Annotated in this window: 19 protein-coding genes; 15 read left to right on the top strand and 4 right to left on the bottom strand. The window is 39.5% G+C overall.

Annotated elements, in window-relative coordinates:
• Positions 1-45: 45 nt before the first annotated feature.
• Positions 46-588 (bottom strand): GbsR/MarR family transcriptional regulator, encoded by a 543-nt coding sequence (locus H5183_RS06500; protein ID WP_145235628.1) that lies wholly within the window; start codon positions 586-588, stop codon positions 46-48.
• Between the two features lie 261 nt (positions 589-849).
• On the opposite strand from H5183_RS06500, the gene adhP reads away from it, so the two are divergent.
• On the top strand, positions 850-1,860 hold the full coding sequence (gene adhP, locus H5183_RS06495; RefSeq protein WP_145235625.1) for an alcohol dehydrogenase AdhP: 1,011 nt from the start codon (positions 850-852) through the stop codon (positions 1,858-1,860).
• Positions 1,861-1,907: 47 nt separating this feature from the next.
• On the opposite strand, the gene H5183_RS06490 is transcribed toward adhP, so the two are convergent.
• On the bottom strand, positions 1,908-4,319 hold the full coding sequence (locus H5183_RS06490; RefSeq protein ID WP_145235621.1) for a TonB-dependent siderophore receptor: 2,412 nt from the start codon (positions 4,317-4,319) through the stop codon (positions 1,908-1,910).
• A gap of 208 nt (positions 4,320-4,527) precedes the next feature.
• Positions 4,528-5,796: an amidohydrolase family protein gene (locus tag H5183_RS06485; RefSeq protein ID WP_182731240.1), complete on the bottom strand. Its 1,269-nt coding sequence runs from the start codon at positions 5,794-5,796 to the stop codon at positions 4,528-4,530.
• Between the two features lie 146 nt (positions 5,797-5,942).
• Between H5183_RS06485 and H5183_RS06480 the strand changes: the two genes are divergently transcribed.
• The 3 genes from H5183_RS06480 to H5183_RS06470 all read left to right on the top strand — a co-directional run bounded on the left by H5183_RS06480 (position 5,943) and on the right by H5183_RS06470 (position 8,856).
• Complete coding sequence (locus H5183_RS06480) at positions 5,943-7,763, top strand: DUF885 family protein (RefSeq protein ID WP_145235614.1); 1,821 nt, start codon at positions 5,943-5,945, stop codon at positions 7,761-7,763.
• A gap of 95 nt (positions 7,764-7,858) precedes the next feature.
• Positions 7,859-8,356 (top strand): YcgN family cysteine cluster protein, encoded by a 498-nt coding sequence (locus H5183_RS06475; protein ID WP_149980241.1) that lies wholly within the window; start codon positions 7,859-7,861, stop codon positions 8,354-8,356.
• Entirely contained in the window at positions 8,356-8,856 is a 501-nt protein-coding gene (locus tag H5183_RS06470; protein ID WP_145235608.1) for an RNA methyltransferase, read from the top strand. The genes H5183_RS06475 and H5183_RS06470 overlap by 1 nt, the downstream gene beginning before the upstream one ends.
• Positions 8,857-8,927: 71 nt before the next feature.
• Here H5183_RS06470 and H5183_RS06465 read toward each other — a convergent pair whose 3' ends face one another.
• Positions 8,928-10,658 (bottom strand): hypothetical protein, encoded by a 1,731-nt coding sequence (locus tag H5183_RS06465; RefSeq protein WP_182731239.1) that lies wholly within the window; start codon positions 10,656-10,658, stop codon positions 8,928-8,930.
• A gap of 513 nt (positions 10,659-11,171) precedes the next feature.
• Between H5183_RS06465 and H5183_RS06460 the strand changes: the two genes are divergently transcribed.
• From H5183_RS06460 to H5183_RS06410, 11 genes are all read left to right on the top strand, one after another.
• Positions 11,172-12,443: a sugar MFS transporter gene (locus tag H5183_RS06460; RefSeq protein WP_145235602.1), complete on the top strand. Its 1,272-nt coding sequence runs from the start codon at positions 11,172-11,174 to the stop codon at positions 12,441-12,443.
• A 421-nt stretch (positions 12,444-12,864) separates the two neighbouring features.
• Positions 12,865-14,754 carry a methyl-accepting chemotaxis protein gene (locus tag H5183_RS06455; protein ID WP_182731238.1) on the top strand — a complete coding sequence of 630 codons (1,890 nt, stop codon included), beginning with the start codon at positions 12,865-12,867 and terminating at the stop codon, positions 14,752-14,754.
• Positions 14,755-14,787: 33 nt separating this feature from the next.
• Entirely contained in the window at positions 14,788-15,900 is a 1,113-nt protein-coding gene (locus H5183_RS06450) for a diguanylate cyclase (protein WP_182731237.1), read from the top strand.
• Positions 15,890-16,507 (top strand): DsbA family protein, encoded by a 618-nt coding sequence (locus tag H5183_RS06445; RefSeq protein WP_182731236.1) that lies wholly within the window; start codon positions 15,890-15,892, stop codon positions 16,505-16,507. The genes H5183_RS06450 and H5183_RS06445 overlap by 11 nt, the downstream gene beginning before the upstream one ends.
• 215 nt (positions 16,508-16,722) lie before the next feature.
• Positions 16,723-17,475, top strand: a complete 753-nt coding sequence (locus tag H5183_RS06440; protein ID WP_149980246.1) for a DUF3450 domain-containing protein — start codon at positions 16,723-16,725, stop codon at positions 17,473-17,475.
• Between the two features lie 9 nt (positions 17,476-17,484).
• Positions 17,485-18,852 carry a MotA/TolQ/ExbB proton channel family protein gene (locus tag H5183_RS06435; protein ID WP_145235582.1) on the top strand — a complete coding sequence of 456 codons (1,368 nt, stop codon included), beginning with the start codon at positions 17,485-17,487 and terminating at the stop codon, positions 18,850-18,852.
• A 3-nt stretch (positions 18,853-18,855) separates the two neighbouring features.
• The gene (locus H5183_RS06430) at positions 18,856-19,383 is read left to right on the top strand and encodes a MotA/TolQ/ExbB proton channel family protein (RefSeq protein WP_145235579.1); all 528 of its coding nucleotides are present in this window, start codon (positions 18,856-18,858) and stop codon (positions 19,381-19,383) included.
• A 50-nt stretch (positions 19,384-19,433) separates the two neighbouring features.
• A complete protein-coding gene (locus H5183_RS06425; protein WP_145235576.1) occupies positions 19,434-19,844 on the top strand; it encodes a biopolymer transporter ExbD in 411 nt (136 codons plus the stop codon).
• A gap of 10 nt (positions 19,845-19,854) precedes the next feature.
• On the top strand, positions 19,855-20,460 hold the full coding sequence (locus H5183_RS06420) for an energy transducer TonB (protein ID WP_149980248.1): 606 nt from the start codon (positions 19,855-19,857) through the stop codon (positions 20,458-20,460).
• Between the two features lie 33 nt (positions 20,461-20,493).
• Complete coding sequence (locus tag H5183_RS06415; protein ID WP_145235570.1) at positions 20,494-21,801, top strand: tetratricopeptide repeat protein; 1,308 nt, start codon at positions 20,494-20,496, stop codon at positions 21,799-21,801.
• A gap of 311 nt (positions 21,802-22,112) precedes the next feature.
• The gene (locus H5183_RS06410) at positions 22,113-23,732 is read left to right on the top strand and encodes a hypothetical protein (protein ID WP_145235567.1); all 1,620 of its coding nucleotides are present in this window, start codon (positions 22,113-22,115) and stop codon (positions 23,730-23,732) included.
• Positions 23,733-23,755 lie beyond the last annotated feature (23 nt).

Below are 23,755 nucleotides of genomic sequence, written 5' to 3'. Positions count from 1 at the left end.
GCTCCATAAAGCTCGCTAACTTTACTCTCGTCCCTCGCTAACTCTTCATTTCTTCAATATCTTATCTTTAAAGTCGAGTACTTTACCAATACCTGAGCCTAGCTTCATTAAGCTTTGTAGCTGTTCAGGGCTTAAGCGCTGTAGTTCTGAAGACCATTTGGTGACGGTTTCGAGTAGGTCATGAATTTCATGCATTTGTTGCTGGGCAAACTTTTCATCGTCGTTGGTTGCAGGCTCTAACAAATTATCTCTGAGTAAACTGAGAGTAGGGTCAATCTCACGCTTTTTACGCTCTTCAAATACGCGGTTTGCCATATCCCAAATACTGCCAGCGGGTGCGTAGTATTCTTTTCTGTCACCTGGAATATGCTGCACTTTAATTAAGCGCCAAGATTGTAATTCTTTGATACCCATACTGACATTACCGCGAGATATACTCAGGGCGTCGGCGATTTCGTTCGCTGTCATTGGCTCTTTGGTTATGATCAATAAACCACACATTTGGCCGATTGTGCGATTAAAACCCCAACGACTGCCCATTTCGCCACAGTGCATTACAAAGGCAAAGTTCTTATCTGATAACGTCATTGCTTCTCAAGTTTCAATAAATAATGAAATTAATGCTAGCACGCTGAATATGTTTAGCAAGATTTACTGAGCAATACGCTGAATTTTCCTTGGCTGAATCAAGCCTATGGGATGACAGTCGTTCTGAACAAGTTATATCACTAAAGTTTGATTTAGATTAATTTTTACTCATCTAGAGTCGCGTAAGGTGTACACTAATTTACGACAACTAATTTCTTAACAACTATTTAATAACAACTTCGCAACAACAAGGAACGAGCAATGAAAGCAGCCGTTAATAGTACTTACAAAGGCAAATTAGAAATTTCAGACTTACCCATTCCAACCGTTGGAGTCAATGATGTGTTAGTTAAAATAGCCGCATGTGGTGTGTGTCATACTGATTTACATGCCTGTCATGGTGATTGGCCAGTAAAGCCTAAAATGCCGTTAGTTCCAGGGCATGAAGGTGTTGGAGTGATCGAACAGCTGGGTAGCAATATTACTCATTTAGAAATTGGTGATCGTGTTGGCATTCCTTGGCTATACAGTGCATGTGGTCATTGTGAATTTTGTTTAGAAGGTAAAGAGACCTTATGTCTTTCACAGCATAATACGGGTTACTCAGTTGATGGTAGTTACGCAGAATATTGCTTAGCCGATGGGAACTATGTTGTAAAGATCCCTGAAGGCTTAGGTTTTTCAGAAGCTGCGCCATTATTTTGTGCCGGTGTTACAACCTATAAAGCGCTAAAAGTGTCAGGTGCTAAGCCAGGACAATGGGTCGCTATTGTTGGTGTAGGTGGGCTTGGGCATCTTGCGGTACAATATGCAAAGGCAATGGGCTTTAATGTAATTGCAGTGGATACTGGTGTTGATAAACTGGCTTTAGCAAAAGAGTTAGGTGCAGATATCACACTGGACTTTAAAGAATGTGTGCCTAGTGAGGCTATATTTGAGCAGGTAGGGGGCGCACATGCTGTGGTATGTACCGCTGTATCCAAGCCGGGGTTTGAGCAAGCTTATAAGAGTGTTCGCCGTGGTGGAAAATGCGTGTTAGTTGGTCTGCCTCCAGAGGATATGCCGTTGCCTATTTTTGATACTGTACTCAATGGCGTTTCTGTTGTTGGCTCAATTGTTGGCACACGTAGAGATTTACAAGAATGTTTAGAGTTTGCTGCACAGGGCAAAGTTAAAGCAATTATTGAAGAAAAACGTCTTGAAGATATCAATGACATATTTGACGATATGCTCAAAGGTGAAATTAATGGCCGTATAGTAGTCACTATGTAAAGGTAAAAAAGCGCACAAGCATTTTGTGCGCTTTTACAGCTTATAACTTAAAGCTTATAGCTCAAAGTTAGCTTCGCATTGCGTTCTTCGCCTGGCATACCACCTAAAAACATTGCTTTTGAGTAATAAACTTTATTAAACAAATTATTTAAATTTAGCTGTAAGCCCCATTTATCAGTGTTATAACTTAACGCAGCATCATAAATAGTATAGCTTGGTACATAACCATCAGGAATGCCGAATGATGACGAATTAGTACTGCGATCATCAACATACTTTACGCCCGCACTTAATTTTAGTGGCTGGGCTAGTTCAAACCACTGAGCACTGTATGTTAACCATGTGCTTGCTGTTACATAAGGCACACCTTTTTGACGCGCAGCAAATGTGCTCACATTAGGGTTTTTCTGTTCACGCGCATCTTGATAAACACCATTGATATTGACCTTCCATTGATCATTTAAATAGGCATTTAGATCAAGCTCGACACCACGGGTTTTTTCTTCACCATTAAAGTAATTTTTTGGGACCGATGGATCTGGCTTTGTATCATCATAGGCAGGGTTTGCATATTCTAAGTTAGTACGTGCAGTGTCAAATACCACGAATGAGGCGAGTACCTGATCATCAAAGGCTTTTACTCTTATACCTAAATCAGTACTAAGAGACTGTGCATCATCACGGTCAGCTTCATTGCCTGAAACAGAGCCTAAAACGCTATACGCAGTGCGACCCTTCGAATGGTTTATAAATATAGACAGGTCATCAGTCGGTTTGTATGTCGCGCCTAAATTATAGGTTAAACCATTATCCGAGGTACTTGCTTCTGGCGTCGCAGCAGCGGCACTGGCCCGGTAACGTGCATCAACACCTAAATGTTCATATTTTTGAGTAATTTCGTTGTATGCAACACCAATACGGGTTGTGAAGCTGTCATTGATATAAGCAACATGTTGCAGTCCTAAGCCCCATGCTTGCACTTTTTTACTATAGTTACTGGTTTTAAGCGGATCATAGTCGCTAAATTGCCCGTCTGACCAAACCGGTGTACGAATATCTAGAATATAGGGTAAAGAGCCTTGATAGGTTATATCGCCATTTTTATCTTTGAGAATATAGTCTTTATCCCAAATAGAATACTGCGTGAAGCGTATATCGCGGTCTTCATAATTAGCATTGACCAAAAATTCGTTTTCTATATCACCTAAACTAAAGTCATAGCGTAAATCTGCAAAGTATTGCCATGACTTTTCATCGGCCTCTACTTGGCGATATTCTTGACGGCGTGCAGCAAATGGATAAAGTACATCATCAACTACCAATGGCGCACGAGGATCAGCATTGATCACGCCATTTCTTTGCCAATAGACATAATTATAGGCGCCTGTTTGACGTGCAAAACTTGACTCATAATTACGGTATTGTAACTGTTGATTTAAAAATAAATTGTCAGTTATGTAGTAATTATGAGTGAGTTTAAAACGCAGTTCTTCACCTTTATTATCTTTTGCCATGGGTGAGATAATACCGCGATGACCAAATTTATACGGTGTTAAACCATCAGACGCTGCAAGTGAATTCGCTAATTGTTGGCGCTGTGCATCAGATAATTGCAGCCCAGCAGTGGTTGGATCATTGACTAAATCATCCGCAGTTACTTGGCCGGCGGTTTTGCCATTTACCGACTGCGCATTATAAATACGTATAGGGTGGCCAATTGAATCAACTGCAATGGCATCTTTAATATAAGCGGCTGAGATCATAATATTTTGGCGGTCATTGAACACATATTTTAATGCGCCGTAGATTTCATCGCGGTCATCTTTTAAATCACGGTAGCCATCACTGCGTGCTGTTTTTGCATTAACTCTGTATGCTAGATTTTCGGTAATTGCGTTGGTGCTATCAATTGATAATGAATAGGTATTCCATTGACCAATTTCCGCTTGTATGTTGTGCTGCTCTGTAAACTGTGGCTTTTTTTCAATCAAGTTAATAACACCACCTGCGCTGCCCATGCCATATAAACCAGTGGCGGGACCTTTTAATACTTCTACGGCCTCCACATTGGTTAGTGATCGAGTTGGATTGAATGTGTTTCCTAGGCCCGCACCGCCATACATACCATCATAAGTATAATTTGCACCAAGGCCACGGATCACTAAATTGTCGCCAATTCCGTAGTTATTACCTGCTTGGGTTACACCACTGATATTACGCGCTAAGTCTTGTAAGTTATCAACGCCTTGCGAGTTTATAAGTTCCTGATCGACGATAACGATAGGCGCAGGTGTTTCCATTAACGACATATCAGATTTTGTTGCTAAACCCGAGTTTAATACAACATGATTTTGTTTTTGATAAACTGTGATGTGCTCAAGATCGGATTGTTCGGCCGCAGTTGCATTATATGCTGTTAAACAGGCTAGGGTAATTAGAGAGAATTTATGCGTTGTCATAGTCATTACCATTAAAAAATTTTCGTAATGATAATGTGTGGCATTTGTATTTCAAGTTTTAATTACATAAAAAAGGCAATTATTTAAACCTACCCCAAGCTGCTTACCTTTTGCTTTCAAAATATTAATATATTAACAACGTATTTAGTTAGCTGTTAGTTTAACCCTTGCTTAATGATGGAGTTAGCTTAACGCTAACTCCACACATTTATTTATAAGCAACACCTGCTTTCATCACAAATGCTACATTTTCTAGCAAGGTTATGTCTTGCAGTGGATTGCCTTTGACTGCGATGATATCTGCGGCAAAGCCCGTTTTGAGTTGCCCTAACTGAGTGTCAACTTTCAACAATTTAGCACTGTTGATTGTTGCAGCTTGTATTGCTTGCAGAGGGGTCATACCAAACTCAACCATTCGCGAGAATTGTTTTGCATTATCACCATGTGGGTAAATTGCGGCATCGGTACCAAATACCATGTTGACACCCGCTTTTACGGCACGGCTAAAGCTGTCGCGTTGCTTTTTAGATACTTGACGTTCTTTTGCTAAGTTTTCTTCTGCTACACCATTTTGCTCACCAAACGTGAGGGTATATTCAGTGTTATAAATATCCATTGAAAACCAAGTGCCGTGTTTTTTAGCCAGTTTAATTGCTTCATCGTCAACAAAACTGACATGTTCAACACTGTCTACACCGGCTTTAATGGCTGAGGTAATACCACTGGTACCATGTGCATGTGCAGCAACCGTTAAACCGCGCATATGTGCTTCATCAACAATGGCAGTCATTTCTTCTAATGAATACTGTTGAATACCTACTTTTGTGCCCTTGGAAAATACTCCGCCAGTGGCGCAAAACTTAATAACATTGGCACCGTACTTGATGTTTTCGCGTACTTTTGCACGAACAGCCCATGGGCCATCAGCCACACCTTCGGCAGTGTATTTCATTTCAGGAGGTAGACGGTTGTTGTCACAGTGACCACCCGTTACACCCAAAGAGGGACCAGCAGCCCAGATGCGTGGGCCAATAATATCGCCTGCATTAATGCCGTCACGTACTGCAATGACACTGTAACCTTCGGCGCCCACGTTACGTAAGGTTGTAAAACCCGCTTTTAAGGTTTTTTCTGCAAAATAGGCCGCTTTAATCGCTTTACGTGGCACTGACTGACCGATACGTTCACTACGAGGGACTGTTGGATCGCTGGTTAAGTGTACGTGCATATCCATCAGGCCAGGCAGAATGGTTAACTCGGGCAACTTAATATGGTCATCACTTTGTTGTAGGGTTGGCATGGTGCCACTACTGATTTTAGTAATAATACCGTCATCGATTTGAATAAGCGGCGCATTAATAAGCTTGCCATTATTTACGTCTAGCATTGCTTTAGCACTAACGTATGTTGTTGCTTGCGCGCTAAAAGCGCTGACACACAGTAAGCCCAAAGGGACAGGAAGTGATAATTTATTCATTTATTTTCTAATTTTTGATTATTTAATATAGCAATGTAGCAAGCAGTTTTTAGGCTGTAAACAAAACGCGATAAGTATCGTATTTTCTTTATTTAGCGATTTGAAAGCTGCATACTTGCGCTAACTACTTATACTCAGGGATCATTATGAAAAAATTTAAGTTAACCTTGCTTGTCGCTGGTGTACTCAGCGCTTTGTCTGCGTGTTCAAATACGGCTAATAATAATTTAAATAAGCCACAAGCAGCATTAACAAGTGAAACTGCCAGCGCAACAACACAACAATTAAATAGCTTGGTTGAGCAGTACTTTGTGGATTCGTTGCAATTTAGCCCTCTTGGCGCCACTTATATTGGTTATAATCAATACAATAACCAATTTACAGCACCGAGTACTGCGCAAAACCGAGCTCAGCAGCTTGCTTTTTATAAAGATTATCAGCAACGTTTAGCGGCGATTGACCAGCAGCAGTTAACCGGTCAAGCCTTGTTAAGTTATGAAATACTGGCACGGGATTTAGCATTAACAATCGAAGGTTTTCAATTCCCGAGTTACTTATTACCAATTAACCAAATGTCTGGCGCTCACAATACGTTTGCAGGCTTTGGATCGGCGCAAAGTGCGCAGCCATTTGCAAATTACCAAGATTATGAAAATTTCGTCGCGCGTGCTGAAGGTTTTGTAACTTGGTTAAGCAGTGTGCAAGATGCTATGCAGCAAGGGGTAAATGAAGGCATTGTTTTACCAAAGCCATTAGCTGAAAAGTTATTACCGCAATTTCAAGCTCATATAGTTACCAGTGCAGAACAATCTTTATTTTATAGTCCGATAAAGCAGCTTCCAGAGCAATTCACAGCAGCGCAAAAGCAACAACTCACTGACCAATATAGTGCACTTATTATGGATAAGTTGGTCCCAGCTTATACAAAAATGAGCGAGTTTTTAGCAACCACTTATATACCAAATAGCCGTGCAACAGTAGGTTATAGCGATTTACCAAATGGTAAAGCATGGTATGAATACCAAATAAAGAAAAACACCACCTTGAGTTTATCTGCAGATGAAATTCATGAAATTGGTTTAAAAGAAGTATCGCGTATCCTTAATGAAATGAAAAAAGTAAAGGAAACCGTTGGTTTTAAAGGCAGTTTAAGTGAGTTTTTTACTCATTTACGAGATTCTGATGAGTTTTATTTTGATACACCTGAGCAATTAATTGCGGCCTATGAAGCCGTAAAGTTAAAAATTGATGCGCGTGTACCTAAATTATTTAACATTGTCCCCAAAGCTGATTACGTTGTAAAAGCGGTTGAAGATTTTCGTGCTGAGTCTGCGGCAGGAGCATCTTATCAATCACCAGCACCGGATGGCTCTCGTCCGGGAATTTTTTATATTAATACCTTTAATTTAAAAGCGCAGCCTAAGTTTCTACTCGAAACATTGTCAATCCATGAAGCAGCCCCAGGACACCATTTTCAAATCGCCTTACAGCAAGAAGTTCAGTCATTACCTGAGTTTCGAAAATTTGGTGGTTACACAGTGTTCGCCGAAGGTTGGGCATTATATGCTGAAAGTCTAGGTAAAGAATTGGGTTTATTTACCGACCCATATATGTGGTATGGCCGTTTATCTGATGAGCAATTACGCGCTATGCGATTAGTGCTCGATACAGGTTTTCATGCTAAAGGCTGGACTCGTCAACAAGGTATTGATTACATGCTGGCTAATTCCTCAATGGCTTTAAGTGATGTAACCGCAGAAGTTGAGCGCTATATAGCTTGGCCAGGACAAGCATTGTCGTATAAATTAGGGCAATTTAAAATTCAAGAACTGCGAGATTATTGTAAACAAGCATTAGGTGATAAATTTGATATTAAAGAGTTTCATACGCAAATTTTAATTGATGGTGCTTTGCCGATGCCAATACTAGAAGCGAAAATTAAACGTTGGGTTGATACGCAGCGCTAACTTTTAAACTTGAAATAGCGCAAAGCTGAATGTAGCTTTGCGCGCGGTGCTCAATTAAGCTAAAATGCGCGCTATTAGGGGCACCGAGTTATACCATGTTTGAAAACCAATTTTGGCTTGAGAAATCACTTGAGCAAATGTCACAAAATGAGTGGGAAGCCATTTGCGATGGCTGTGGAAAATGCTGTTTAAATACCTTTATAGACAGCGAAGATGAAGATGAGTTTACCGCCACAGATCAACTTCGCGATGGTGAAGAACTCATTTTTACTAATATTGTTTGTCAATACTTAGATAATAATACGTGTGGTTGTAGTGAGTATGAAAATCGACAAACATTAGTCCCGTCATGTGTAAAATTAACTAAAGAAAACCTCGACAGCATTTTCTTCATGCCGCAAAGTTGTAGTTACCGCCGTTTACACGAAGGCCGTGGTTTAGCGTCTTGGCATCCACTAAATAACGGTGGCAGCAAAGAACTAATGCATACATTGGGTATTTCTGTAAAAGACAAAACAGTAAAAGATTGTGATGTAGCTCTAGATGACTTTGATCTGTATGAAGCTGATTGGCCAACGAGGGATTGCGATTAATGACTGCGAAGATTGGTTTGATCAATCCTAAAAGCCCCTCTAACGTTGGCGCAGTGTTAAGAGCTGCGGGTTGCTATGGGGCTGAACAAGTATTTTTTACAGGCACGCGTTATTTAAATGCTAAAAAGTTTCATACCGACACAAAAAATGTTGTTGAACGCATCCCACTGACTTGCGTTGACGATTTAGCAACAGCAAAGCCCGCAGGTGCGACTGTTGTGGTGATTGAACTAATAGAAGGTGCAACACCTTTGCCTGAGTTTGTTCATCCTGAAAACGCATTTTATATTTTTGGCCCTGAAGATGGCTCTATTAGCAAAGATGTACTGAACTGGTGCGATGAAGTGGTGTATATCCCCACAATCGGTTGTATGAATTTAGCAGCTACCTGTAATGTGGTTCTTTACGATCGACAAGCGAAACTCGGTGGAGTAGAAAGTTCTGATCAAACGATTATTCAAAGCCGCGACACCAATAATAAAATGATATGGCAGAAATAGTAGAAACTGAATTGAACAATTGAAAAAGGGGCAATTAATGCCCCTTTTTTCGTTTAATTCCAAAAAAGTTATTACTTTTTAGTAATTTTGATCTCTGAATTAATAACAATCCCTTCATCTTTTATATCTGTTGCAAAATACACAGACATTGTTTGATTTTTTAATTGTTCAAGTTCTTCCGGGATCACTTGTCCTGTCATTTTAAATACTTCGATGACAGGAGTCATTAATGAGCTGAGGTCAACTGCGGAAGTTAAAAATCCATTTTTTTCAAGCTCTTGTTCTGATAATGTATTTGCAATAGCCGCTGATTTTTCACCAGTGAATAAAACAATATGCTTTCCTTTTTTAGCTAATCTAATATCAAGGCCAGCAGGTAAAGGATAAGGAATTGCAGCATTGACAATAATTGCATCGCCGTTTTCTGGTATTTCAAGCTCCGCTAATGCAGGTAAAAATCCTTTAGCAGTAAAAAGTAAATTATCAGGATCTGTCGCAGAAAGTGTGATTAGCGCGTCTAAAGCTTTTAGTTGTGGCAGTTGATTTGCATCGGCTTCTAAAGCAAGATCTTGAATACTTACACTGACACCTTGAATACCATTAGCCATAGCGGTCATCATTGATAGTGCAGCTAAATTTGAGTCTTGAGTTTGTTGCTGTAAAGCAACAAGAGGTGCACACTCAAATTCAGCTTTTTTAAATGTACTTGAGAGTATATTTAAAAGCGGTGGAATTTTTGAAATATCCGCACCATAAGCAAAGCTTAGCATTTGCCCGTCAAGTTTAGTTGTATGCTCAGGAACAAAACCTCGCACAGATTTTAATGTTTTAATAATATCTGTAGCAGTGCTTTGGAAAATAGCATCAGCTTTAAAATGAGCATCAGAGTTTGTTACTTGTATGTACGTGCTACCGGTTACTGATGCAGGCCAATAACTAACAAGATTGGTAATGTCATTTTGGCACTGTGGTGTTCTAGCTACCTCTAAAGCATTTGGATCACCCAATTCTTTTAATAGTTCATCAAGCATTTCACCTAGGCGTGATGGTGTTCTAGCGGTAATAGCATTAGCAATCTCAACATGGTCTATATACGCAATAGAGTGGCCATCAAATGAATAATTAGCAATATAGTTTTCAAGTTTAGCGGTTTGCGTTAATGATTTTGTTGGTTTATCAATTGCTAAAGCAAGACGTAAATCTTTAATTGTATTAAGTTTTGTATCAAACGTGATGGTAGCCCAGTTATCTTTAACAGACACAATTAAGTTTAATGTAATGTCATTTTCAAGTACTAAAGGGTACGTGTTGTAGTCAACACCTTCGATGGTTTGTGTTGTGAAGTTAATTCCCGCTTTATCAGCTGAGCTATTAATTGTATTAAATAAAGCCGTTTCATCTTCAAGTTGATAGCGTAATACTGGCATTAGACCAATCGTATAGGCTAGAGCTTTATAATCATCGGCGAATCCCCAGGCTGCTTTTAGTGTTTCATAAGATGCCAATGATGTTTGATATTGATCTAATAGAGACGCTAAAAACTGTGCATTGTTATCGTTACTTGCCGCTAAATTTTCGATCAATGGCGTAAAATCGTCTGCACCTTTCATTTGATCTGGAATCAAATTGAAATATTTACTATAGGGAAATGGTTTTAGCTGACCATAAAATAAAGCAGTATCAGCAGGGACGTAATCAAGTTGAGCAAGTTCTAATGAGGCTGTTGAACTGTCAGTTTGTGTATAGATTATTGCACCGGCCGCTACAGCAACTGCGCAACCAGCAAGTAGTTTGGTGTTCATTTGGAAATTCCTTTTTGTATCAGTACCAAGCGGTACGTTCTGTAGTATTTATGTTTTGTAAAACGATATCATAAAAGTGCGTAGTCTAGCGAGGAAAAGCACTATTAGTGTTGGTTGTAATGAGGGCACGGTATTATATAAAATTATTAATTTTTACTGCGATAAATCGGCAATAGTTGGTTAAGATGCAGATGCACTAGCAATGGCAGCGAAATAGCAACACTTCGCATAAATATATGTTGGCATCGCCTTTATGGAAGTGCTAAAAGCCTTCCTGATCTTGTTTATCAACACAATTTAGGTGATAAAAATTTAAACTGGTTTTGATATGTTCTTGAAAAAAAATCACTGCTTTGGAAATTAGCCAGCATCTATGTCCATTTCTAGTTAATTAAATTCGTTAAATAGCGATACCATTGAATAAAAAGTATGGAACGGTCCAAATATTAGTTTGTGATCTTTTTATTGGAGTGTGTAGAATCAAACACAACTTGTTAATGGAGTGAAAATCACGTGAGTGAAATAAATACAAATAAAACGTTTGTCACTGAGCAGTCGCAGCAAAATAATAATTACCTGTTACCTTTGACTGCAATGACAACTCTATTTTTTTTATGGGGTTTTATCACAGTACTAAATGATGTACTGATCCCGCGTTTAAAAGGGGTGTTTGATCTTAGTTATACTGAAGCGATGTTAGTGCAGTTCTGCTTCTTTGGCGCTTACTTTATTGTTTCTTTACCTGCGGGAATATTGGTTAAGAAATTTGGTTATAAAAATGGTGTGCTTAGCGGTCTTATCGTGGCTTCTATCGGCTGTATGTTATTTTACCCTGCTGTAGTCGTACATGAGTATTGGCTATTTTTAACCGCATTATTTGTTCTAGCTGGTGGTATTACCGTATTGCAAGTATCAGCTAACCCTTACGTTGTGGCGCTTGGGCCTGAAAAAACAGCTTCGTCTCGGTTAAATTTAGCGCAAGCGCTTAATTCATTGGGAACTACTATTGGGCCCTATGTTGGTGGTATATTGTTCTTTGGTGCCGCAGGCACATTGACGGCATCTGCGGCGACTGCTGAATCGGTAAAAGTCCCTTATTTAATGCTTGCTGCAGCACTGCTTACTATTGCGGTCGTATTTGCATTTTTAAAACTGCCTGAAATCAAATCACATAAAGAAGAACTTGATTGCAAAGCAAAAGATCATTCTTTAACGCAAGCCCCGCATTTAGTTATGGGGGTGTTAGGTATCTTTTGTTATGTTGGTGGAGAAGTGGCAATAGGCAGCTTTTTAGTTAACTTTTTTGGTGAAGCTCACATTGCAGGACTTGAAGAGCATGCCGCCGCGTCATTAATTGCCTATTATTGGGGCGGGGCGATGGTAGGACGCTTTATTGGCTCTGCTGCATTACAAAAAATTGCACCATCAAAAGCAATTGCTTTTAATGCATTTGCGGTAATTGCGTTACTTCTAATTACAATCTTCACCGAAGGTGACGTTGCTTTGTATGCTGTACTGTCGATTGGTTTATTTAATTCAATTTTGTTTCCAACAATTTTCTCAGTCGCCATTCAAGGGCTAGGTTCATTAACTAGTAAAGGATCAGGTTGGCTTTGTTTAGCGATTGTTGGTGGTGCATTAATACCCTTAATTCAAGGTATTGTTGCTGATGCAATGAATATTCAAGTTAGTTTTATCATCCCAGCACTTTGCTATTGTTTTATCGCTTGGTACGGATTAAATGTTGTAAAACTTGCGAGCAAGTGGCAACAAAAAATAAACTAAGCTAATCGTAAACCTCTTCAGATAAATGCATTTGCAGCACTGTTAATGCATTTATCTACTTATTATTCTCAATTAATTAGCCGCACTCTAAAGTGAAAACCTCTCAGTTATGTTCATTACAAAATAACGACTTATATGCACTGAATACGTATTCAATCGCTATTGCTTATAATATTAATTGGAAGCTTCCAATTTTGAGTTTGTTATTTTTCTGTGTAATTACGAAATTGGCTAACTTTAACTGACAATGAATTACGTTATTAATTTGTTGTATTAATAAGTGCTACACTTAATTTTTTACCATGCTTTATTATTGTTTTTGACTGGGATATAGCAAGTTTTGCCGATAAGATAAGACAAATAGCGTTATTTTTGTTAAAAAGTAGTTAGCTAACAACGATAAAAGATAAATAGGTGTGTCATGCAAAGCTCGCTAAAATTTACCACCAAGGTAACTATCGCAGCGTCTGTAGTATTAGTGTTGGTGCTGGGGTTATTTACCATCAATAACTTTATTTCAATGCGCTCACAAACGCAGCAGCAACTGTCTCTAATATTACAAGAAAGCTCTCAATCGGTTTCACAAAATATTGCTAATTGGCTCAATAATAAATTAGCTATTGTTCAGTCTGTTGCGAAAACGCATCAGCAAAATGACACTAAGGAATTAACTCTTAGTCAACTCAATAGCGCAGAAATGGCAGGTAAGTTTAAAAACACCTATATAGGCAAACCTGATGGTACTTTTGTACTCAATGATCAAACTGTTGTATTACCTGCTAATTATGATGCCACAATCCGTCCTTGGTATAAGCTGGTAGAAAATAAAACCACCACAGCGTTTACGACTCCTTATATCGACGTAACCACCAATGAGCTAACTATTTCAGCGGTTGCGCCCATTTTAAATAATGGCCGTTTTAGTGGTGTCGCAGGTGCCGATATTGATATGCAAACCATTACTCAAATAGTCAACGAAATTGATTTTTTAGGTTTTGGTTATGGTTTTCTATTAGACAGTGACGGTCGCATTCTGAGCCATCCAGATATCAAACTAAACGATCAGAGTATGGCGAAGCTGTTTGGTAAAAAGCTTGCTTTAAAAGCTGAATTTGTCGAGCAGGAAATTGCTGGTATTGATCATCTTGTATCATTTACACATATCAAAGGTATTGAAAATGTAGATTGGTATTTAGGTGTGGTGATCAACAAAGATATTGCTTATTCATCTGTTGCTTCATTTAGAAATATGGCTGCAATATATATGTGTTTGGGTGTTATCGCGACGATATTAATGATGCAATTTTCACTGCGTTATTTGATGCGGCCTATGCAGCGTTTAAACGATGCAATTAAAGATATTGCCCAAGGTGAGGGGGATTTAACTCGTCGTTTAGAGATTGAAAACGATGACGAATTTGGTGAACTTTCAGGTTACTTTAATGCCTTTATAGATAAAATTCATACCTCAATTGAGCAAGTAAAAACGACCACGGTTGAACTGGAACGTTCAGTGGAAAGCTTAGTTGAGCAAACAGAGTCGACGCTAACGATGTACAGTGACCAAACTAAACGCACAGACAGTGTTGCAACAGCGATTAATCAGCTGTCATCAAGTGCGATTGAAATATCAGGCAGTGCAAGCCATGCATCAACCCTTGCTACCGATGCGAATTCACAGTCAGTGCAAAGTCAAAGCACGTTAAATGATAATATCAATGCCATTGGTGTGTTATCGCAAAATATGGAACAAGCACAACAAATTATAAGTAGTGTTGCTGAACACTCTGCAAGTATTGGTCAAGTACTCGAAGTTATTAAAGGAGTCAGCGAGCAAACGAATCTACTTGCGCTTAATGCTGCAATTGAAGCCGCTCGTGCCGGTGAGGCTGGTCGTGGATTTGCAGTTGTTGCAGATGAGGTGCGCCAGTTAGCTCACCGTACTCAGCAATCAACTCAAGAAATAGAAAATACTGTTAGCCAATTACAGCAAGGCTCGGACACTGCTGTTTCAGTTATGAAGGCTAGTTTAGTTGAAAGCGAAAATACTGTAAAACAAGCGCAAGCAGCCGGTGAGCAAATGGCAGGAGTAACCAAAGCTATAAAAGCAATTGATGATGTAAATCATAGTGTTGCAAATGCAACCACTGAACAAAATCAGGTAATACACTCTTTAGATAATGATATTCATACAATTAGTGAGTTATCTCAACAAGGCCAGCTAAACTTAAATAATACCTTAGCTGAGTGTACTCGTTTAAAACTGCAATTTGATGAACTTGAAAAAATGGTGCTACGTTTTAAAGTCTAAATGCAATCAGCGATAACTAAAAAGATATAATAAATGACGCCTGAATCACCTGAAAGCCAACCTAGTTGGCTTAACTTAGTTAATATAGACAGTGTTTACAGCGCTGAAAAACAGCGTCGTGCGTTTACATTTTTTACTATGATATTCATTGCGGTTGTATTGATCACAACTTTAGTCACAGTTAACTACTCGGTTTATGCAAAACTTCTGACTATTATGTTAGTGCTATCCGACTTAACCTTTTTTATATGCGCAGTGTATTTTTTGCGTACTGGGCGTTTAACTGGGGTCGCAATACTCGTACTGAGTGTTATTTGTGTATTATGTTTAGCATTGGTGTACACCGGGGGCAAGGAAAATACAGCGCTTTATTGGCTGATGTTTTATCCAGTTGTCTCGTTTTCTACACTCGGCCTAAGAGTTGGATTTTTAGCCGTGTCATCGCTATTAGCACTTACCTGTTTGTTTCTTTATGGTCCTGACATAGGGCAAGTGATGTATGGTAATGCTGAAAAAGTTCGTTTTACCGCCTCATTTATTTTGGTGTTTTTATTCGCTTTTATAGGCGAGTATTTCCGTAATAAAAGCCACTTAGAAATTGCACGCATTACTTTGTTACAAAAGCAAGACGCCTATACTGATCAGTTAACAGGCCTTGCCAATCGGCGCTTTATTAGCAGCCATTTTTTGCCGTTTGCAAAATTGAACTCTGAGCAGTATTTACCTTTTACAGTGTTGTTAATCGATCTGGATTTGTTTAAAAATATTAATGATAATTTTGGGCATGATTTTGGCGATCAAGCATTAATCGAATTTAGTAGGATGCTTGAAGCACAGTTACGCTCATCAGATATTAAAGTTCGCTACGGTGGTGAAGAGTTTATGGTGATATTACCAAAAACAGTAATTACTGACGCCTATGCCGTAGCCGATAAATTTAGAGAATACGTAGCTGCACAAGTAATAGTGTTTAATGAGCATCAATCTACCTCTGTCACTTGTAGCATAGGGGCTGCACAAGTTAGTCATATCGAAACGTTTAACCAAACAGTTAAACTAGCTGATGAATACTTGTACCAAGCAAAACGCCTAGGGCGAAATAACGTTGTTTCCAGTGAACAGCAACAGGCCAATAATGAACAATAGTCAGCTTATATATGTGTACGACCCAATGTGCAGTTGGTGTTGGGGTTTTCAAAAGTGCTGGCAAAAAATCCAAGACGCCTTAGCGAATGAAGTTGATATTATTTATAAAGTAGGTGGCCTTGCTGTTGATTCCGATCAGCCAATGCCAGTAAGTATGCAACAGTTTTTACAACAAACTTGGCAGCGTATTGGCCAGCAAACCGGTGCTAAATTTAACTTTGATTTTTGGCAAAACTGTCAACCACGCCGCAGCACTTATCCTGCGTGTCGGGCGGTTATTGCAGCACGTTATTTCAATAAAGAGCGGGTTATGCTTGGCGCTATCCAGCAGGGGTATTATTTATCGGCACAAAATCCTTCGGATCTTAATACACTCGTTAGCTGTGCACAGCAAATAGGTATTGCTGCTGATGAGTTCTTAGCTATATTGCAAAGTGAACAACTTGAACAGGCGTTTCAACAAGAGTTAGCGTATGTTCAGCAGTTACCCGTGCAGGGTTTTCCATCTTTAGTTCTTTGTCATAAACAGCAGTACTTTGCTATCGCCGTAAACTATACCAACGCAAATGCTGTGATCAGCACCATTCATTGCATACTTGCTGATTAATTTATTTAATCTCATTTCACTCATCATTAAAGCGTACACGCTTGTTAAATATTAAAAACTATTGTTTTATCTAAGGTAAAAAGCTGTATTTATGGCAGTTGTCATAAAAAGGACTTTTTAGCGCAACACCTCTGTCATTTTTCACCTATAGAATCTCGTTCATTGATATTAAGCAACTAGCAAATCCGCTAATTTAACGAGTAAAGGTGTATGCGATGAAAGGCGTTAAACCATTGATATTAGCTAGTATTGTAGCCATGAGTGCAACAGTGCAAGCAAATGATTTAAATAAGGTTATCGATAAAAGCAGTGAAATTAACCAATCAGCTGCGCAATCACAAACAAAAATAGACAAGATTGCAGACTCTATGCAGGGTCGTTTACAACAGTTTAAAACCCTTAATAAAGAAATTGATGGTTTGACAGTTTATAACGCACAACTAAGCAAACAGCTTAGTAACCAAATGAGTGAAATGGAAGCCATTAACTTATCTATGGATCAAGTGTCTATTATTGAACGTCAAATTACCCCATTAATGCTACGCATGATCACAGGCCTTGAGCAATTTGTTGCTCTTGATGTGCCATTTTTAACCGATGAACGTGAAAAGCGTTTAGCGTCATTAAAAGACATGATGAACCGTGCTGACATTAATTCAAGTGAAAAATTCCGCCGTGTTTTAGAAGCGTACCAAGTTGAAGTTGATTACGGCCGTACCATCGAAGCTTATACCGCGTTATTAGATGTTGATGGTCAAGAGCGTGAAGTCGATTTCTTACGCATTGGTCGTTTAGAACTTATTTACCTTACTCGTGATGGTAAAAAAGCAGGCTCATGGGATACAACAAGCAAACAGTTTGTTGCCCTGGATGACTCAACAATCAGCCAAATTAGTAAAGGTTTACGTATTGCACGTAAGCAACTTGCCCCAGATATGTTAACACTGCCAGTACACGCTGCGGATTAAGAGGTTAAAATGAAACTTTTTACAAAAATGACCAAAATTGCTTTATTTGGTGCCACCCTTGGTTTTGCGGGCAACAGCGTTGCTGCTGAAGCTATGGATTTAGACTCGTTATTAAAAACACTTGAGCAAGGTAAAACACAGCAATCAGCACAAAATAAACAACGCGAGCAAGAATTTGCTGCACGTCAAAATGAACAAGTGCAAATGCTTAAAAACACTCAAGCAAAACGTAATCAAATGCTGGTTGAGTCTGAGCGTCTTGAAACACAGTTCGAAGAAAATGAAGTAAAACTTGCTAACCTAACCGATACATTATCTAAGCGTATGGGTTCATTGAAAGAACTTTTTGGTGTGCTGCAACAAGTGGCTGGCGATTCAAGTAATAAATTTGCAACGTCAGTAGTGTCTGCACAGCTACCTGGTCGTGGTGCTTTTATGGATGAATTGGCTCAAAAAATGGGCTCGACTTCTAAACTTGCATCAATCGAAGACATTGAAAAAGTATGGTTTGAACTGCAACGCGAAATGACTGAGCAAGGTAAAGTGTCACGTTTTACAACAGATGTAATTGTAGAAGGCGGCAACAAAGCTAAACAAGAAGTTATGCGAGTGGGGGCTTTTAACTTAATTTCAGAAGGTAAGTACCTTGATTATAACACCAGCACTAATACGTTAAGCGAGCTTACCCGTCAGCCTGTTGGCCGTTACACCTCAACGGCGAATGATTTACAACAAGCTAAATCAGGCACTGTACAATTTGCGCTTGACCCAACCGGTGGCTCTATCCTTGGTTTATTGGTACAAGCACCTGATACTTCAGAGCAAGTACATCAAGGTGGTGCAGTAGGTTACGTTATTTTAGGCGTTGGCTTACTTGCTTTAATTATCGCTATTGAACGATTTGTTTCATTGATGCTAATGGGCAGCAAAATTCGTCGTCAACTTAAAGACTCAGTGCCACGTGATGACAATCCACTTGGTCGTGTAATGAAAGTCAAAGATCAATACCCAGATGTAGCATACGACACCTTAGAGCTTAAATTAAGTGAAGCGATTTTACGTGAAATGCCAAAAATCACCCGCAACTTAACGCTCATTAAGATTATCTCGGTCGTTGCTCCATTGTTAGGTCTTCTTGGTACGGTAACCGGTATGATCAATACCTTCCAAGCAATCACCTTGTTTGGTACAGGTGACCCTAAATTAATGGCTGGTGGTATTTCACAAGCGCTTGTTACTACGGTACTTGGCTTAGTTGTGGCAATCCCAACAGTATTTTTATACACCTTATTGAATACCCGCTCTAAAAACTTGCTGCTTATTTTGCAAGAACAAAGCGCAGGTATTATCGCTGAGCGTAGCGAAAAGGGAGCATAACCCATGGTGCTATTGATTGACTCAATCAATGCTATCCGTGATTTTCTCGACACTGGTGGCCAAGTTCTGTTGGTCATCGGAGTGTTAATCTTCGCGATGTGGTTATTGATACTCGAGCGATTTATTTATTTTTTTAATGGTTTTCGTAGTTACAAACATGCCATTAAAAGTAGTTGGACAGGGCGCGATGAGCGTAATAGCTGGAACGCTGAGCAAATACGCCAAGCAACTATTTCACGCGCTGGGATGAAGTTAAACAACAACTTAGCGCTGATCAATGTGATGGTTGCCTTGTGTCCGCTGCTGGGGTTACTCGGTACGGTAACAGGTATGATAGAAGTGTTTGATGTGATGGCGATTACCGGAACGGGCAGTGCGCGTTCAATGGCATCAGGTGTATCGAAAGCGACTATCCCGACAATGGCAGGCATGGTTGGTGCGTTATCTGGTGTATTTGCTTCTACGTACTTACAACGCAAAGCAAAGCGCGAAGTAGCCCTACTTGAAGACAGCATGGTTTTAGACCATTAAACAACAATTTTTAGTATGTGGCGAAAGCCACATACAATCAGGAGAATAAAATGAGAGCCCCATTAGGAAGCCTTTTTCAAGAAGATGAAGCTGAAGAAATAAACATGACCCCGATGCTTGATGTTGTGTTCATCATGCTTATTTTCTTCATTGTAACCGCCTCTTTTGTTAAAGAGTCAGGTATCGATGTAAATCGCCCAGAAGCGGCAACAGCCGTTAAGAAAGAGCGTGCAAATATTCTAGTTGCGATTTCAGATCAAGGTGAAATTTGGATCAATAAACGTCAAATCGATGTGCGTGCTGTGCAAGCAAACATTGAGCGTTTAAAAGCAGAAAATCCACAAGGTAGTGTGGTTATTCAGGCTGACAAAAAAGCCACTACAGATACCCTTATTAAAGTGATGGATGCAGCACGCGCCGCAGGTGTATTTGATGTGTCTATCGCGGCACAAGAAGCCTAAGGAAGCCATAATGCGTTATTTAGTAGCATTATTAGTTGCCGGTGTTGTGACCTTTATGTTGTTTTTGGGCATGCAAGCGCTTATCACCGGTGGTGAAGGGGCGATGACAGAGCCTGCTAAAGGCAATGTACTTGATTTTGTAAGGCTTAAAAAAGAAGAAACGGTACAAAAGAAAGAACGTAAACCACAAAAGCCGCCAACGCCGAAAGAGCCTCCGCCGCCAATGGATTCACCGCAAATGCAAAATAGTGATCCAAATGCAGCAGCGTCTAACTTTGACTTTGGTGCCAGTGTGGATGCTGACGTGAGTCTCAGTGGTGGTCTAGCTCTTGACTCTAGTGATGGTGAATATCTACCGATTGTAAAAGTAGCACCTGTTTACCCGCGTCGAGCATTGTCACGGGGCATTGAAGGCTATGTGATTGTTGAGTTTACAGTGACTAAGCAAGGTACTGTTCGTGATGCAAAGGTAGTAAAAGCTGAGCCTGAATCATTGTTTGATCAAGCAGCCATGGATGCCGCACTTAAATTTAAATACAAACCTCGCGTAGTAGACGGTGAAGCTGTTGAAGTTGCGGGTGTACAGAATAAAATTTCTTTCCAAATAAATGGTTAGCACTGAATAAATGGATAGAGAAACGAGGCGATTATGAAATTATTAAAAACAGCATTATTTTGCTCGTTAGCACTAAGTGCTAGTGTTGCTTTACCAAGCGTAGTAAGTTTGTTGCCAGGTGTTAATTTAGCAACGGCCTATGCAGAGGAAGTAAAAACAAAGCGCGTGCCGGCACTGCGTGAAAAAGTATATAGCCAATTGGCTCGTGCGCAAAAGTTAGCTGATGATGGTGATGCAAAAGCGGGCCTTGCTGCGCTTGATAATATTAATGAACGTTCATCCAGTATGAACTCGTATGAAAAAGCCATGATGTATAATTTTTATGGTTTTATTTATTACAACGAGAATGATTTACCGAAAGCGATCGCGTCGTTTGAAAAAGTCGTTGCTGAAGAAGAGATCCCTGAGTCTTTACGATTAAGTACCAGCTTTAGTTTAGCGCAGCTTGCAATGGCGAATAGCGATTACAACAAAGTGTTAGACTTTTTAGCGCAATGGGATGCAATCAACACTAAGCCTAAAACGGATGCTTACTATGTGCTTAAGTCGCAAGCTTACTATCAGCTAAAAGATTACCAAAATGGTATTGATAACATTAACTTGGCTATCGCGCAAAGTGATAGTGAAGGCAAACAGCCAAAAGAGAACTGGTTAGTGTTACTGCGTGCTATGTATTATTCACTTAATCAAACTGAGAATGTAGTTGCTGTACTTGAACGTATGGTCAAACTTTACAATAAGCCTGAGTATTGGGTTCAGCTCGGTGGTATGTATGGCGAAACAGGTAAAGAAAAACAGCAGTTAGCAATACTCGAAGCCGCTTACCAGCAAGGTTTTTTGACTTCTAAATCAGACTTGCGTCAACTAGCACAAGTTTATTTATACAATGGTTTAGCTTTTAAAGCTGCCGATGTGATGAGTAAAGCTGTTGCATCTGGTATTGCGGAAAAGTCAGCTAAAAATTACGCATTTATTGCAGAAGCCATGATACAAGCAAAAGAAGATGAAAAATCTGTTAGTTATTTTGCAAAAGCAGCTGATCTTTCAAGCCATGGAAAGTACGAGCAACGTTTAGCCGAAGTGTATGTGAATCTTGAAAAGTATGAAGATGCAGCTGATGCAGCGCGTAAAGCGCTTGATAAAGGTTCACTAGATTTTGAATCAAATGCTTATGTTGCTTTAGGTATGGCGCAATATAGTTTACAAAACTTTGACGCGTCTATTTTAGCATTCGAACAAGCCGAGAAGCATAAAAAATCGCAGCGATTAGCTGAACAATGGATCAAATACGTGAAACGTGAAAAATTGCATGCTGAAACATTACGCACTGCTTTGTTATAAGTAAATATGCGTTAAGAAACGCTATTTTAACTTCAACGGTTTTATTAAAAAACTCGTTTTATAATCGCAACACCAAAACCGCCTCAGGGCGGTTTTTTTCGTTCTAAATATTCCTAACAAATTGTTATTTAAATAAATTAGATTGTCACTTTATGTTTATTAAAGTGTAACTGTATTGTCATACACCTCCAGTATTGTAGTCCTCGTTCTAAAGCTCAAGTGACCTTAAAGCATGTTTTTCGTGTTTTAAAGTGACTTGAGTTTTACTTAATGCGCTAACAAAATAATTAAATACTTTAACGGAGTGAACAATGAAATTATCTGGTTTATTTAAAGTCAGCCTTGTGGCTACTGCAATTACACTCGCTGGCTGTGGCGGTGGTGATATTAATGTTACACCTACAACAGTTGATAACAGTGTAGATAATAGTGTAGACAACTCAGTGACTAACCCAGGTGGTGATAATGGTGGTGATACATTAAGTTGCGCTACATATACATTAGATGGAGCTACATTTACAGGTGAAGCAAAGGGTGTTAACTGTGTTTACAGTCAAGCATTTGCAAGTAATGCGAAAGAAATTACCAGCTCTTTTGTTATCCCTGCATTAAGCAGTGGCGGCGCACATGTATTTGAAGGTGCATTATTTATTGGTGATGATGTAGACACATCAACAGGCGCTACAATTGATGGCAATGGTCCTACATTGTCTATTGAAGCTGGCGCGACGATAGCTTTTACTAAGCCTGAGAGTTTTATTCGTATTGCACGTGGTGCAAATATTGAAGCAATTGGTGAAGTAGATAAGCCAATTATTTTCACAAGCATCAAAGAAGTTGATGGCGATGATGCAACAACCGCACAAATTGGTGATTGGGGTGGCGTTCAGGTAAATGGCCGAGGCCATTCTATCCGTTGTACGGCTGCGGCTGCGGCACAAGATATGTGTAACCACGCTGCCGAAGGTATTGTATCGTATTATGGTGGTAATGATCCGCAAGATAGCAGCGGTATCCTTAAGCATATAGTTATAAAATATGCGGGTTTTGGTGTTGAAGGCGATGAGCTCAATGGTTTAACCCTTAATGCTGTAGGTTCAGGCACAACGATTGATTACGTGCATGTTCATAATGGTTTCGATGATGGTATAGAGCTTTTTGGTGGTAGCGTTAACCTTAAACATATTGTTATTACTGATACAGGTGATGATGGTATTGATTGGGATGAAGGCTGGAAAGGCTATGGACAATTTATTCTTGTACGTTCAAATGAATATGGAAACCATGGCTTTGAAACAGATGGCGCTAAGGTAGATCCATTATCAGCAGATGCACAAGATTTAGTAACAACTGTTTCTAATCCAACAATTGCTAATGCAACGGTTGTAACTACTGGCGACCAAGGTGCTGAAGGGCGTCGTACTGGTGCTGGTATGGAAATGAAAGAATGGGGTAAAGCGCAATTAGCTAATATGCTATTTGTAAACTCTTCATCTGTAGATGGTGCTGGTTGTCTTGATTTATATAATGAAAAAGACCAATCAGGGGATGCTGGTGTGCATGCGAATGCAAATAATGGCGATATCGCATTTATGAGCTCAATATTTGCTTGTGGTAAGAATTTTGAAGACGTAAATACACCTTTAACTGGCGCATTAGCAAGTTTTGATATTGCTTCTTGGTTTACTGGTGGCGAGAATAACCAGTTAATTGGTTTTGCTGATTTTGCAAATGTACTTGGTGCTGATGGTGTTTCAACAGCTGCCACTATTACTGATTCACAAGGCACTGCAGTAGCTACAACAGCTAAAGACATGAGTGAAGTTAACTCTTTCTTTACTAACGCAGGCTATATTGGTGCACTTAAAGAAGGTGAATCAAGTGAGTGGGCTGATTTTGTTGCCGCATCTTTACAACGCGCTAGTAATTAATCTAGACCGGCTCTAATTATAAG

The organism is Pseudoalteromonas sp. SR44-8, assembly GCF_014163635.1.
Classification (GTDB): Bacteria; Pseudomonadota; Gammaproteobacteria; order Enterobacterales; family Alteromonadaceae; genus Pseudoalteromonas; species Pseudoalteromonas rhizosphaerae.
This window is presented reverse-complemented; position numbering and strand designations above follow the sequence as displayed.

Excerpts from the sequence above, each read along its gene's own strand:
- H5183_RS06500 (WP_145235628.1), bottom strand. The coding sequence starts at position 588 with ATGACGTTATCAGATAAGAACTTTGCCTTTGTAATGCACTGTGGCGAA.
- adhP (WP_145235625.1), top strand. The coding sequence starts at position 850 with ATGAAAGCAGCCGTTAATAGTACTTACAAAGGCAAATTAGAAATTTCA.
- H5183_RS06490 (WP_145235621.1), bottom strand. The coding sequence starts at position 4,319 with ATGACAACGCATAAATTCTCTCTAATTACCCTAGCCTGTTTAACAGCA.
- H5183_RS06485 (WP_182731240.1), bottom strand. The coding sequence starts at position 5,796 with ATGAATAAATTATCACTTCCTGTCCCTTTGGGCTTACTGTGTGTCAGC.
- H5183_RS06480 (WP_145235614.1), top strand. The coding sequence starts at position 5,943 with ATGAAAAAATTTAAGTTAACCTTGCTTGTCGCTGGTGTACTCAGCGCT.
- H5183_RS06475 (WP_149980241.1), top strand. The coding sequence starts at position 7,859 with ATGTTTGAAAACCAATTTTGGCTTGAGAAATCACTTGAGCAAATGTCA.
- H5183_RS06470 (WP_145235608.1), top strand. The coding sequence starts at position 8,356 with ATGACTGCGAAGATTGGTTTGATCAATCCTAAAAGCCCCTCTAACGTT.
- H5183_RS06465 (WP_182731239.1), bottom strand. The coding sequence starts at position 10,658 with ATGAACACCAAACTACTTGCTGGTTGCGCAGTTGCTGTAGCGGCCGGT.
- H5183_RS06455 (WP_182731238.1), top strand. The coding sequence starts at position 12,865 with ATGCAAAGCTCGCTAAAATTTACCACCAAGGTAACTATCGCAGCGTCT.
- H5183_RS06450 (WP_182731237.1), top strand. The coding sequence starts at position 14,788 with ATGACGCCTGAATCACCTGAAAGCCAACCTAGTTGGCTTAACTTAGTT.
- H5183_RS06445 (WP_182731236.1), top strand. The coding sequence starts at position 15,890 with ATGAACAATAGTCAGCTTATATATGTGTACGACCCAATGTGCAGTTGG.
- H5183_RS06440 (WP_149980246.1), top strand. The coding sequence starts at position 16,723 with ATGAAAGGCGTTAAACCATTGATATTAGCTAGTATTGTAGCCATGAGT.
- H5183_RS06435 (WP_145235582.1), top strand. The coding sequence starts at position 17,485 with ATGAAACTTTTTACAAAAATGACCAAAATTGCTTTATTTGGTGCCACC.
- H5183_RS06430 (WP_145235579.1), top strand. The coding sequence starts at position 18,856 with ATGGTGCTATTGATTGACTCAATCAATGCTATCCGTGATTTTCTCGAC.
- H5183_RS06425 (WP_145235576.1), top strand. The coding sequence starts at position 19,434 with ATGAGAGCCCCATTAGGAAGCCTTTTTCAAGAAGATGAAGCTGAAGAA.
- H5183_RS06420 (WP_149980248.1), top strand. The coding sequence starts at position 19,855 with ATGCGTTATTTAGTAGCATTATTAGTTGCCGGTGTTGTGACCTTTATG.
- H5183_RS06415 (WP_145235570.1), top strand. The coding sequence starts at position 20,494 with ATGAAATTATTAAAAACAGCATTATTTTGCTCGTTAGCACTAAGTGCT.
- H5183_RS06410 (WP_145235567.1), top strand. The coding sequence starts at position 22,113 with ATGAAATTATCTGGTTTATTTAAAGTCAGCCTTGTGGCTACTGCAATT.